General features: G+C 41.2%; 9 protein-coding genes, 2 tRNA genes and 2 pseudogenes. 8 read left to right on the top strand and 5 right to left on the bottom strand.

Going from position 1 to position 13,410, the window contains the following annotated elements; all coding sequences use genetic code 11:
* Positions 1-2: 2 nt before the first annotated feature.
* The 3 genes from ubiE to KPY62_RS04600 all read right to left on the bottom strand — a co-directional run bounded on the left by ubiE (position 3) and on the right by KPY62_RS04600 (position 2,665).
* Positions 3-1,091 (bottom strand): bifunctional demethylmenaquinone methyltransferase/2-methoxy-6-polyprenyl-1,4-benzoquinol methylase UbiE, encoded by a 1,089-nt coding sequence (gene ubiE / locus KPY62_RS04610; protein WP_416384025.1) that lies wholly within the window; start codon positions 1,089-1,091, stop codon positions 3-5.
* 88 nt (positions 1,092-1,179) lie between these two features.
* Positions 1,180-1,893: an FFLEELY motif protein gene (locus KPY62_RS04605; protein ID WP_216581022.1), complete on the bottom strand. Its 714-nt coding sequence runs from the start codon at positions 1,891-1,893 to the stop codon at positions 1,180-1,182.
* Between the two features lie 61 nt (positions 1,894-1,954).
* Positions 1,955-2,665 (bottom strand): FFLEELY motif protein, encoded by a 711-nt coding sequence (locus tag KPY62_RS04600; protein WP_216581021.1) that lies wholly within the window; start codon positions 2,663-2,665, stop codon positions 1,955-1,957.
* Between the two features lie 317 nt (positions 2,666-2,982).
* On the opposite strand from KPY62_RS04600, the gene KPY62_RS04595 reads away from it, so the two are divergent.
* Together KPY62_RS04595 and KPY62_RS04590 are read left to right on the top strand one after the other, a co-directional pair.
* Entirely contained in the window at positions 2,983-4,710 is a 1,728-nt protein-coding gene (locus KPY62_RS04595; RefSeq protein WP_216581020.1) for an ATPase, read from the top strand.
* Between the two features lie 509 nt (positions 4,711-5,219).
* The gene (locus tag KPY62_RS04590) at positions 5,220-6,827 is read left to right on the top strand and encodes an inorganic phosphate transporter (RefSeq protein ID WP_216581019.1); all 1,608 of its coding nucleotides are present in this window, start codon (positions 5,220-5,222) and stop codon (positions 6,825-6,827) included.
* 283 nt (positions 6,828-7,110) lie between these two features.
* Here KPY62_RS04590 and KPY62_RS04585 read toward each other — a convergent pair.
* Both KPY62_RS04585 and KPY62_RS14015 read right to left on the bottom strand, forming a co-directional pair.
* Positions 7,111-8,493: pseudogene (locus tag KPY62_RS04585) on the bottom strand (aminotransferase class I/II-fold pyridoxal phosphate-dependent enzyme); the annotation flags it as partial.
* Positions 8,494-8,640: 147 nt separating this feature from the next.
* Positions 8,641-8,706: pseudogene (locus tag KPY62_RS14015) on the bottom strand (hypothetical protein); the annotation flags it as partial.
* Between the two features lie 755 nt (positions 8,707-9,461).
* On the opposite strand from KPY62_RS14015, the gene msrB reads away from it, so the two are divergent.
* The 6 genes from msrB to KPY62_RS04555 all read left to right on the top strand — a co-directional run bounded on the left by msrB (position 9,462) and on the right by KPY62_RS04555 (position 13,363).
* Positions 9,462-9,887, top strand: coding sequence for a peptide-methionine (R)-S-oxide reductase MsrB (gene msrB, locus KPY62_RS04580; RefSeq protein ID WP_216581018.1), 426 nt, complete (start codon positions 9,462-9,464; stop codon positions 9,885-9,887).
* 154 nt (positions 9,888-10,041) lie between these two features.
* Positions 10,042-10,530: a glutathione peroxidase gene (locus KPY62_RS04575; RefSeq protein WP_216581017.1), complete on the top strand. Its 489-nt coding sequence runs from the start codon at positions 10,042-10,044 to the stop codon at positions 10,528-10,530.
* A gap of 519 nt (positions 10,531-11,049) precedes the next feature.
* A tRNA-Val gene (locus tag KPY62_RS04570) sits at positions 11,050-11,125 on the top strand.
* Between the two features lie 64 nt (positions 11,126-11,189).
* Positions 11,190-11,266 (top strand) — tRNA-Asp (locus KPY62_RS04565).
* 213 nt (positions 11,267-11,479) lie between these two features.
* Positions 11,480-12,871 (top strand): serpin family protein, encoded by a 1,392-nt coding sequence (locus KPY62_RS04560; RefSeq protein ID WP_216581016.1) that lies wholly within the window; start codon positions 11,480-11,482, stop codon positions 12,869-12,871.
* 21 nt (positions 12,872-12,892) lie between these two features.
* Positions 12,893-13,363, top strand: a complete 471-nt coding sequence (locus KPY62_RS04555) for a DUF4825 domain-containing protein (RefSeq protein WP_216581015.1) — start codon at positions 12,893-12,895, stop codon at positions 13,361-13,363.
* Positions 13,364-13,410: the final 47 nt, after the last annotated feature.

Genomic DNA, 13,410 nt, shown 5'->3' with positions numbered 1-13,410 from the left:
GATTAAGCCTTAAAACCGCGATGCACGGCTACAATGCCCGCCGTTAAATTATGATAGTCACAGTTTTCGAAGCCTGCTTGTTGCATCATTTGCTTCAGCGTTTGCTGATCCGGATGCATACGAATCGATTCAGCTAAGTACTTGTAGCTCTCTGAATCATTGGCAACTATCTTACCCATGATAGGCAGAGCAGTGAATGAATATAAATCATACGCTTTAGATAATGGCTCAAAGATAGGCTTAGAGAACTCTAAGATCAACAGGCGACCGCCCGGCTTCAGTACACGGTACATCGAACGTAGAGCGGCATCTTTATCAGTCACATTACGCAGACCAAAGCTGATAGTGAGCAAATCAAAACTATTATCTTCAAACGGAGCAAGAGTCTCGGCATTAGCTAAGACAAAATCTACGTTATTGCAGCCAGCATTGATCAAGCGCTCACGACCAACTTCTAACATTGCCGCATTAATATCCGACAGTACCACATGACCATTACGGCCCACTTCGCGGCTAAAGACTTTAGCCAAGTCACCAGTACCACCGGCGATGTCTAGTACATGCTGACCTGCACGAACCCCAGACAAGCTAATGGCATAACGCTTCCACAGACGATGAATACCAAACGACATCAAGTCATTCATAATGTCGTACTTTTTGGCTACTGAAGTAAAAACATCAGCTACGCGTGCTTGTTTTTCAGCTTTATTAACGGTTTGGTAACCAAAATGGGTTTCTTCAGCACCATCCGTATCTGCAGTGTGAGGGTTGTTAATATCATCACGCTGATTAAAAGCGCCTTGCTTTTCTGTAGGTAGAGAGTAAGGCTGCACTGGTACGTTGTTAGCGCTATTATTATTGTTTGGCATAGTAGTCTGTTGACCTTGTGGCGTGCCTACTGGTAAGTCGGCTACTTGAGTAAATTCAGCAGCGTTAGGCACAGGGCTTTGACGAGCTTGTGCTAGTGCGCTGATATTCTGCTTATGAGCGATACTCTCTTTGATCAGTTTATCTTGAATATGGCTATGACTACTTGCCTGCATGCTTGGATCTGCAGAATGGTTTGGCTTACTAGGGGTATGGTCTGTCATAATATTCTCTCACTGCTTATTTTATGGCTATAACTATAGCTGTTTAGTTAGCATTGTCAGCTGACTTTAGAGTCATTAAATTATTAGCTTATGATACCTCAAATACTGAGGTGTCATCGCCATTATCCGCTTGGTGAACTCGGTCAATAATGGTCAGCTCAAGTTCACAGAAGGGGTCAATAAAACCACTAACACTTTTTAAGGGTTTCATAGCAGCAAAACCGGCATCAATGAAGTCATATAGCGGCTGATAGCCATGACGATAAGCGGTACCTTTGGCTAAGCCGAAGGCCTTGCGTAATACAAATGAATTCAAGTATTTATCCGTACGATAACAGACCTCCTTGAGATTGCTAATTTGGATACGACGCTCAGCAGCTTCATCAACCTCACGATAGGCTGCCAACATGTTATTTTCATTGACGGTTAACTCATTAGCAATTAACCATTGTGCTAAGTGCATGTCTAACTCAATAGCTAAGATAGCGGCTTGAATTGCCATACTACCAGTCTCTAAAGCGGACTCTTTGGCAAGGCGTTCAAGCTTTTTAGCTTTCGGTAGAATGCGCTCCAATTGTTTGGCTAAAAGCTTGAACTCATCACCACCGTAAAGCTGAGTAAGGAAGTAATCAGCCATTGGTTTATTCTTTGGCTGCTCGAATAAAGCGCTATGAGTGCGTTGGATACGCGCACGTTGCCAAGCTTGTACTTCATTAAGCTTAGTATTAAGCTCAGCGTCTTGGTGATAGGGCAGTGCCCAATAGTTGGTCAAATGGCGTTGCAGTTCTGATAGAGCAGACATAGTCTATAATCCTATTATAATCATTAAGTTTTACTAATTAATTTTGCTAAATATGGCGAGCCTATGATACAGAAAACCCAGTGTGCTTGTCGTCTTTATTATCGTGTATTTGGTCTATAATCATCAACTCACGTTGACAAAATGGATCAATAAAACTCTTAACACTATCAAGCGGCTTCATGGCTTCAAAACCAGCTGCCACGAAATCATATAACAGTTGATAGTTGAGATGATAAACTGTACTTTTAGCTAACTGAAAGGCTTTTTGTAATAAGAAGGAGTTTAGGTATTTGTCAGTGCGATAGCAGACTTCCTTTAAACCCTCTATTTGATTACGACGCTCGACAGATTCGTCGATAACACTATAAGCGATCATGATGTTTTTTTCAGTGACTGGCAAATCGCGAGCAACCAACCACTGCGCCAGATGTAAGTCCAATTCAATGGCCAAAACAGCCGCTCCGATGGACATGCTTCCTGTTTGCAACGCTGACTCTTTGATTAAGCTTTCGATCTTTTGGGCTTTGGGTAAAATACGGGCCAATTGTACTGCCAACATTTTAAACTCTTGACCACCGTAGAGTTGAGTGAGGAAGTATTTTGCCATTAGCTGGTTATTGGGCTGTTGGAACAGCTCATTATGAGTATGTTGAATACGAATACGCTGCCAAGCTTGTACTTGATTTAATACCGTATTAAGCTGAGGGTCATCATGATAAGGAAGTGCCCAATAGCGCGTCAAATGTTGTTGTAACTCTAAGAAAGCAGACATGACAGCTAATCCTGTGTAATTTTAAATCATTGTCTTGTTACCATTTTAAAATCAGCACCTAAAAATAGTCTCTGCCAAAAATGTATAAGTGTGGTGTTTGACGGTTCAACCTGCCCCAGTAGTATCTAAAGATAGTATAACGGCTACAGATAAAAGTTATTATTGCTGGTGTATATCACCATAAAATAAAACCGCCATTAATACAAATGTCAAACTGTTACTTAGCTCAGTTATCTTAGCGCCAAATGAGTACTGTGATTAACAGAATTTGCGCAAATCACTACCGCTAAATTACTACCACTATAGTGAGGCCAATTATGTCTAAAAATAGCAAGAGCGATAAGCAGAATGATTCTAAGAGGGTAGCGCGAGCAGCTAGCGATCACCTCGCTGCCCAAGTGGTAAGTGAGCGTTTGACTCCTAATCCACTGAGTGAGTTTTCATTGAATAAAGATGAATTGAGGCTAGCACTAGTCACTGCCCAATTTGCCCTGCGAGCGACGCGCCAGCAGACCCCCTCACCGACCAATAAGCCTACCGGTTTATTAGTGCTAGTGAACGGCATGGAACAAGCCGGTAAGGGCACCGCTGTTAAGCAATTACGGCAGTGGGTAGACCCGCGACTATTAAAAGTGGAGGCGACTATTGGTTATCCACCATTAGCCTATCAGCCTATATGGCAAGCACATACTAAAGCTATGCCGCGTCACGGTGATGTGATGGTGTATTTCGGTAACTGGTACGCCGACTTACTCTACAATGTCATGCGTATGGTAGGATTGGATGATCTTAGCGACACTGAAGCCACTAACAATAATAAAGGCAAAGAGAATAAAGATAAAGACAACTCATCTACTAGTGCCACTTCTAATGATACCACTTCCGATAAGCTACAAGCGCTACCGATTATTGAATGGCAACTCTATCTGCAACAACAACTAAAAGAGCTTGCCGCTTTTGAGCGTGACTTGGCAGACAATCATACTAAAGTATTAAAGTGCTGGTTCCATATAGACGTCGACACCCTAAAAGAGCGCCTAAATGATGATGAAGCTGATCCGCAGTTTTTGTATCAAGTTGACTGGAGTGCTGCTGAAATAGTTGCGCAGTTCAATCTGGTTGCTAGCGCTGTGTTGCGAGAGCAAGGGGATTGGGTAATTATCAATGGTAGTGACAAGTCGCAGGCAGCGATGAGCTTCTGTCACGAAGTACTACAAGCGATGCAAGGTGCATTAGTGAGTAGTCAAATGCCTGCCACAGATATCTCTACAAGTTTCGCGCAGCAATCCTGTCAAGCTGTGCCGTTTGCTGCTGTTGATATTCCTAAGCAACTGACTACCGTTAAAAAATCTGAGTTAGATAAATCAGATTATAGTGAGCAGTTGGCTGTCAAACAAGCCAAGCTTGCCAAGCTAATACGAGCCCGTAACGGCCGACATGTAGTTTTTGCTTTTGAGGGTATGGATGCTGCTGGTAAGGGCGGCTCTATCAAAAGAATGGTAGCACCATTCGATCCACGCGAGTACCAGATTTATAATATTGGCGCACCGATGCTATATGAGTTGCAGCATCCTTATTTATGGCGGTTTTGGACGCGATTACCTAATGAGCAAACGGATCGTATCAGCCGTATTGCTATCTTTGATCGTACTTGGTATGGCAGAGTATTAGTAGAGCGCGTTGAGGCATTATCAGATCCTACTGATTGGCAGCGTGCTTATGACGAAATCAACCGTTTTGAGGCTGATTTAGTAAATGCTGGGACGCTAGTGATCAAATACTGGTTAGCTATTGACCAAGAGGAACAGCTCGAGCGCTTTGAGGATAGACGTGATACTCCGCATAAACAGTTCAAACTGACTGATGATGATTGGCGCAACCGCGATAAATGGAAAGACTATGTACAAGCCGCTGCTGACATGCTGGCACGTACCGATACAGCAGCAGCACCTTGGTGCGTGGTAGCTACTAATGATAAACGCCAAGCGCGTTTGCAAGTATTAGATCATGCGATCGAGCAGCTTGAGGCACGACTACAGCTGTAAACTCTAAAACAGCCACTTAGTGCTCATTTAATGTCTAAATGAGAATATTACATACTAATATTGAGTACTAGCCTGCAATCAAGACTAAGAATTGGCTGTTCAGGGGGTACTAATAGTATACATAATTACTTTGACAATGGTTGCTGAATGCTCATAATGTAGCCAATGAGCACTTAGGCTGTTCAGTTATGAAGCTGACCTAATAGGTAAATAAGCAATAATTAGATAGCAAAAAGTGCTTTTAATTAAAAAAACACTATCAATAAGCTATAAATTAAACATTATTATTGTCATAAGCACTATAATGATGCCCGCAGTTTTGAATACAACCTATTTAAGTTCTTTTGAACTATAGGCTGATCTTATCAAAGATTTGTCTATAATTTACATCATCACTTTACGCTGCTATTTATGATATGAGATCAATAACTGATAACTTATAGTAAGTAACAGGGTGGCGTTATCAATCGCAAGCCTCTTTATTAAGTTTACGCAAGGCGTATTAACCTATGGGTATTAGTAGTAGTCCTACAGAGTCCAACAAACAAATTGGCTCTATGAAAGTTAATCTATTTTTTGGCATTCTACTGATTGCTATGACCAGCTACTTTTTGTGGTGGGGTCTAGATTACACTATGCATCAGCAGACGACGTTATTTATCGTCGCTACTGCTTTTGGTATCTTTATGGCATTCAACATTGGCGGCAATGATGTTGCCAATTCATTTGGTACTTCAGTAGGTGCAGGTACGCTAACTATCCCACAAGCACTTGGGGTGGCCGCTATATTTGAGGTGTCCGGTGCCGTATTGGCAGGTGGAGCAGTTACCGATACTATTCGTAAAGGTATCGTCGACTTAGATGGTATGACGGTCTCGCCCAACCAGTTCATCTATGTGATGCTGTCAGCTTTAATCGCAGCGGCGTTTTGGCTATTATTTGCCACTCGTAAAGGCTTACCAGTATCGACTACTCATGCCATCATTGGTGGGGTAATCGGTAGCTCTATCGTACTCGGTTATGATTTGGGTGGTACTGACACCGCTTTATCTACAGTAGATTGGAACACCATAGGCACGATAGCTATCTCTTGGGTAATCTCTCCGCTATTAGGTGGGGTAATTGCTTATCTACTTTATGGGCAAATCAAGAAAAATATCATTGATTATAATGATAGAACAGAAGCGCATATTGCGGTTCTTAAAGAAAGTAAAAAAGAACTAAAGAACCAGCATAAAGTCTTTTTGGATAATATGTCTGAGTCAGAGCAGCTAGCGTATACCTCTGCGATGCTTCGTGATCAAGAGATATATCGAGACGATGATTGTACTATTGATGATATAGAAACTGATTATTATAAAGATCTTTATAAAATTGAGCATGAGCGCAATGATCTTGATACGCTCAAAGCTCTAAAAAAATGGGTACCTATTATTGCCGCTGCAGGCGGGGCAGTCATGTCCTCGTTAGTAGTCTTCAAAGGTCTTAAAAACGTCAATAGTAATATGACTACCCTGCAAGGGTTTTTGATCATGGGTATGATAGCCGCCTTAGTTTGGTTGGCAACTTATATTTATACCAAAAGTATCCGTGGCAAGCATAAAGAGGACTTGACCAAAGCCACCTTCATTATGTTCAGCTGGATGCAAGTATTCACAGCTTCCGCCTTTGCCTTCAGTCATGGTTCCAACGATATCGCTAACGCAGTTGGACCTTTTGCCGCAATTATGGACGTTATTCGTACTAATAGCATAGCCTCGCAAGCGGTTGTGCCACCAGCAGTGATGCTAACCTTTGGTGTGGCGCTTATTGTGGGTCTTTGGTTCATTGGTAAAGAAGTGATTCAAACAGTTGGTACTAATTTGGCCAAAATGCACCCAGCTTCAGGTTTTTCAGCAGAGTTAGCCGCTGCCGCTGTGGTAATGGGCGCGTCAACTATGGGGCTACCAGTATCGAGTACTCATACTTTAGTGGGTGCAGTATTGGGTATCGGCATCGTCAACAGAGATACTAACTGGGCGTTGATGAAGCCTATTGGTTTGGCTTGGATTATTACCTTACCTGCCGCTGCTATTATGTCAGCGATAAGCTTTATTATACTTAAGCAGATTTTCTAGGGTTCTGCTCTGTTGCGTGAGCAGTAGATAGTCAGCTTTGAGACTTGCTGAAAGCTATTAGCCCATAAACAGGGTAAACAATAAAAAAACGCTTAGCGATTCAATATCGCTAAGCGTTTTTTTATTGCTTAAGGGTCTAACTATTTAATAGACTTAAATCGTTATTACCTTACAGCTTTTAGGCATTTAAAGTTTCAGGTTTTGCAGCTTTAGTGCTTTTATGGTCTTCGGCTTTAACTTCTACAGCGCGAGGATTTTGGGCTTGATCAGTACCATACTGCTTACGTTTCTTAGCGAAGAAGCGATCTAAGCGGTCCATAGCGTTCTCAAGCTCATCTAAGTTCGGCAAGAACACCACACGGAAGTGATCAGGTGCGTCCCAGTTAAAGCCAGTACCTTGAACCATTAGTACTTTTTCTTCAATCAACAAGTCCATCATGAATTCCATGTCATTTTCGACAGGGTAAATAGCAGGATCCATTTTAGGGAAGCAGTAAAAGGCACCTTGAGGCATAGTACAAGAAATGCCTGGAATCGCATTAAGACGAGAAATAGTTAGTTCGCGTTGCTTAAACAGACGTCCTTTAGTAGAGGTTAGCTCTTTCATGCTCTGATAGCCGCCCATAGCTGTTTGAATAGCATATTGGCCTGGTACGTTAGAGCACAAGCGCATAGAAGCTAGCATGTCTAGACCTTCGATGAAGTCAGTAGCATGTTGCTTTTTGCCAGAAACCATCATCCAACCAGCACGGAAACCAGCAATACGATGTGATTTTGATAAGCCACTATACGACAAAATTAATACTTGATCGGTCAAAGTGCTCATTGGGGTATGAACCATGTCGTCATAAAGCACTCGGTCATAGATTTCATCAGCCATAATTACTAAATCATGTTCTATAGCTACTTCAATGATCTGCTCTAATAGCTCATTAGTATATAGTGCACCCGTTGGGTTGTTCGGGTTAATGATAACGATACCTTTAGTTTTGCTGGTAATTTTAGACTTGATATCTTCGATATCAGGATGCCAGTTATCTTCTTCATTACAACGATAATGCACAGCAGTACCACCAGCAAGGTTAGCTGCTGCGGTCCATAATGGGTAATCAGGCATAGGAATCAGCACCTCATCGCCATCACTCATCAGTGCTTGCATAGTCATAACAATTAGCTCAGAGACGCCGTTACCTAGATAGACATCACGTACATCTACTGCTGACAGCAAACCTTTGGCTTGATAGTAGTGCAATACCGCTTTGCGTGCAGAAAATATACCTTGCGAGTCTGAATAACCGATAGCATCAGGCAGATTCATGGCTACGTCACGCAGGATTTCAGGTGGGGCATCAAAACCGAAAGGCGCTGGATTGCCTACGTTTAATTTAAGAATACGTTGACCTTCTGACTCCATTTTATTAGCCGCTTTTAGTAACGGGCCACGGATATCATAACAAACGTTTTGTAACTTATCGGATTTTTTTAATGGGCTCATAGTTTTACTATCCTTAGCTGGTTTATCTTGCAAATTTCTATATTTAACAGGAGCCGCTGAAGAGTCGCTTTCAGATTTCGCTGAGTCAGTAGTACTGGTAGAGCGAAGCTGATTATCGATAGGAACGGCTAGAGTTACGTTTTGGGTTGAAATACTTTTCTGACTAACCATGACGGGTGTTGCTTGTTGTTTTAATTTGGAACTACTGTGCTTACTACTCTCGCTTATACTTATCTCGGTTTGGATGTCGCCACGTAATAAGTAACCTTCGCTACAGCCTAGTATGCTTGCTAGAGTAGGGAGCTTAGAGGAGACAATACCGTTAGTACCGCGCTCCCAGTTAGAAATAGCGCCACGGCTAACTTTTGCGCCAGCTTCGGTCATAGCCTGTGCTAACTGAGCGGCAGTTAGTCCTTTGTTGCGACGTAATGCTACTAAACGTTGAGCTTGGGCTAACTTATCTTGATTATCATTCATTATCATCTGTCCCTTTTTTATAGAGAGTACTAAAGACTTATGGGGTAAGCCATATGAATTACTCTATAGTTGACGGTTTGCAATTACTGTTAATCAGAATAACGACGATAAAGGTCAACTACTAAAAGTCATTGATAATAAGTCATCAGGATACTGATTAGGTTACATAGAATTATAAACGGATCTTATAAGGGTATTTAAGTATTACAGTGGGTGCTTAGCGCTTAACTTCTTAGAATAAGCAGACTTTGTTCAGTGCTTAATGCAAGATATTATTGCATTTGCTTTAAGGTTGCAAGCACTTTATAACATTATTAATGCAAGATATGCTTGCATTAATAAGCTTTCTAAAACGTTTGGAGTTAACCGCTGATAGATATTAAGCTGCACCCTGCATCATAGGAGCGCTAGGCACTATGCTGCATGATTTCCCGCTATAATTTGTAGTTACAAAAACTTGTTAAAGCTTAGCTTAGTAGACAGTTAAGGGTAATAGACGGCTACAGATTAGGAGTTACCTTATCGAGTGTAAGTTTAGTAAAAACCACCTATCAACCCTTGCAACAGCCAGTAAAACACCCATATATTAGGCAGCTAGCAATTATTGAATTTTGCAGTCAGTTTGTTGGTTACCGTTAACTAAAAACAGTAAGGAATACGTTATGCAAGACAATCAACTTAGCAAAGAAGAAATCACCCAATTGACAGAAGCTGATTGGAAAGAGCGCTTGAGTGCTGAAGAGTATCATGTGATGCGTGAGAAGGGTACAGAGCGTCCATTTACTGGCGTTTATAACGATACTGAGGACGAAGGTGTCTATCGCTGTAAGGGTTGTGGCGCTAACTTGTTCGATTCAACTAGCAAGTTTGATGCAGGTTGTGGCTGGCCAAGCTTTGACCAAGGTATCGACAATGCTGCTATTGATGAGCATGTCGATGACTCATTAGGTATGCGCCGTACAGAAGTGACTTGTAGTAATTGCGGGGCTCACTTAGGTCATGTATTCCCTGACGGTCCACGTGAGACGACTGGTATGCGCTATTGCATCAACTCGGCCTCTATAGACTTGGATAAAGCTGAAGACTAATTAGCTTACATTCCTAGCTCCTGATTGCTAGCGCTTTAATATCTAGTAAGGAAGCTTTTAGTGGTTTCCTTACTTTTTTATTGATCATTAGCTTTAAAGTTTAAGTATTTTCAAATAGGGCAACCATAACCAACAATTAAACTAAGGAAGAGTAATGAGTAGTATCTATGATTTTACCGCTGAATGTATGGATGGCACAGCACAGCCTTTCACTGATTACCAAGGACAAGTACTACTAGTAGTTAATACCGCCAGTAAATGTGGCTTTACTCCGCAATTTGAAGGTCTAGAGGCACTCAATGAGCAGTATAAAGACCAAGGTCTAACGGTCATTGGTTTTCCTTGTAACCAATTCGGTAGCCAAGATCCAGGCAGTAATGACGAGATTGGTGCGTTTTGTCAAAAGAACTATGGCGTAAGCTTTCCTATGATGGCCAAAGTCGATGTCAATGGTGAAGACGCTCATCCTATCTTTAACTGGCTAAAGGAACAAAAAGGTGGTTTATTAACTGACGGTATCAAATGGAACTTTACTAAGTTTCTAATCGGACGTGATGGTCAGGTCATTGATCGCTATGCATCAGTGACTAAGCCGGAAGCTATCAAGGCCGATATCGAAAAGGCATTAGCAGTTATTAAATAGCAACTGGCTACTAGTGGCTAGCCAATAACGGATTAAGATGCTTTTTAGCATAGATATAAAGCCATTAAAAACAACTGCTTGCTATTATTATCGGCTAATAGTTAAAAAATAAGCAATAAACCTTTAAATAATATTTGACAGGGCATGGGATTTGTATATAATACACACCCACAGCAAGGGGCTTTAATTAGTTGTTAGCTGCTGGAGGTTTTGAGAGGTTAGAGGGTGACAACTTTAGCTGTTAAAACTTCTAAGAGGTCCTTATTACAGGATTTCGAATAGAGTGGAAAAAGCAGCAATGTTTTGGAAATTCTAGAAAATCCTATTGAAAGGATTTTCCTTGCGAACCTAAAATTGCAGTGCAATTTTTTAACGCAAAAAACTAGAAAATTCCCTTTAAGGTATTTTCTCTTGTAGTAGAAGTTATACCTTATTTTAGGTATTAGACTTTTGAAAATCCTATTTAAAGGATTTTCCTTGCGAACCTAAAATTGCGATGCAATTTTTTAACGGTTCTCAGGGTGATTAGCTCAGTTGGTAGAGCGTCTGCCTTACACGCAGAATGTCGGCGGTTCGAATCCGTCATCACCCACCACTATTTAGTATAGTGTTACTCTTAAGTAGTACACTGAGTGGTTAAATAAACTAAAACGACCTTAGCAGCGGTAGTTCAGTTGGTTAGAATACCGGCCTGTCACGCCGGGGGTCGCGGGTTCGAGTCCCGTCCGCTGCGCCATATTTAAAACTTAGTTAGCTTTTTAAGTTTAAGCAAAGTTTCAACCTCAAGTATTCATTTACTTGGGGTTTTTTTGTGTCTGAAACTCTCTTAAAATTAGGTCAGCATAAATAAATATATAGATGGGACTGCTTACCAAAATACACTAAACGATTGTATAGAGATGATACTAGAATGACATCATCTTAACTCTACATTATCAGTGAAGCAGATATGAACAATAACCAGTATTGTTATCCTAAAAAATTATACGGTAATCGTGTCATGGGTGCATTGGCAGTCAGCAGCCTATTATTCGTAGTCAGTGGCTGTGACAGCACAATGAAGGGCGCTAAGGCCACTGACAACGTAGCCAATACCACATCAAATCTAGACAAATCATCCTTACCAGATAAAGATAAAAGCAACGCTGACCCTCAAGCAGATAGTCCGGTTGATTTTATTGCTGCTGATGATTCTGCTTCAACAACAGACGGCGTCACGCAAGTCACTACCGCCAACAATCAGTTTGCCATTGATATGTATCAGCAGATAAACGGTCAGAATCAGCAAGCAGATGACAACGTATTTTTTTCACCGTATAGCCTGTCTACTGCGATGGCAATGCTGTATGCCGCAGCAGAAGGGGAAACGAAAGCACAAATTCAAAAGACGTTTTATTATCCTTCAATGGATATTCTCAACCCCAATAGCGCCGCGCTCTATAATCAATTCAATAAACCCAATCCTGATTATAAGCTTGCCACGGTCAATGATTTATGGATGCAGCAAGGGCTAATGCCTACTAAATCCTATGTGGACAGCGTACAACGCTATTATGGCGGTCAAGTGACCACCCTTGATTTTGAAGGCAATCCCGATCCTTCGCGCCTCGTCATTAATAAAAAAATTGCTCAGCATACTAATCAATTGATTCCTGAGTTACTACCCGAGGGCAGTATCAAGCCCATCACGGTTGCCGTATTAACCAACGCCATTTACTTTAAGGGCGATTGGGAGATGCCTTTCGAGGTTCAGAGCACCAGTGAGCAGCCTTTTTATAACTATGTGGGTACAAGCTCTAATATCAAAATGATGCAACTACAGGAAGATTTTGGTTATAGCGAGGATAAGCAAGTGCAGATCGTGCAATTGCCTTACGAGGGTGAGGGTTTATCCATGCTAGTGATATTACCAAAATCAAAAGACAAAGCTGCGATGCAGCAGCTGATACAGGATTTGAGCGCTGATAAGATTAAAGAGTGGAATAAAAGTTTAGTCACTCAAGAAGTGAACGTTCATCTGCCAAAGTTCAAGCTTGAAGCAAGCTACCAGATGAAAAATCTACTCACGAATATGGGCATGCCAAGAGCCTTTCAAAAAGGTGCTGGGTTTAACTTCTTTGATAACAGCCTGCCGATAAAAATTGACGATGTCTATCATAAAGCAGTGGTAATCGTGGATGAGAAAGGCACCGAAGCGGCAGCAGCGACCGGTATTGTTGCCGATGCCACTGCTGCGTCTGCTCCGCCAGTTATGTTCAAAGCCGATCATCCGTTAATTTTTATGATCAAAGATAACAAAACCGATGCGATATTATTTTTAGGGCAAGTGAATAAACCTTAAAACAGCAAATGACGAGATATTATGAACAGAATGCTTAAATTATTATCGTGTTCACTGTTAGTGATTTTAGCTGCCAGTGGATGTAATACTAAGATCAGTGAAGCGGATTTGTTTCAATACAAAAATGCCTATGTTGGTGACAATAGTGCAGTCATCAATATTGTAAACCACTCTATGCAATCAGAAAGATTCAGGGGGCTTGAGCTTAAAACCAAAGAGATGCCCTATGGAATCATTTTGAATTATGACGGGTCAGAGTCAAAAAGGAATGATAAAAGAACCGTGATATATAACGCTACGTATTTATTTGCGTTGATTCAAAATGTAGAGTGGATAACGTTTAATTTTGATAATCAACAATATAAGATAACGAGAGAGGCTCTGATAAAGTGGTACGGAAAAGATTTCAGCACATTACCAAGTGAAGAGGAGCTAAAAAAGTTAATACAAAACAACTGGGATGATGAATACAAAGTTAATCAGTTATTTTAAAACCGTCAATTATATATATCTTTGCGGATCCCTATACAGCAGCCGAA

The sequence above is a fragment of the Psychrobacter sp. TAE2020 genome, from assembly GCF_018919485.1.
Classification (GTDB): Bacteria; Pseudomonadota; Gammaproteobacteria; order Pseudomonadales; family Moraxellaceae; genus Psychrobacter.
Note: the sequence above shows the minus strand (reverse complement) of the source record. Positions and strands in the feature narration are given on the sequence as shown.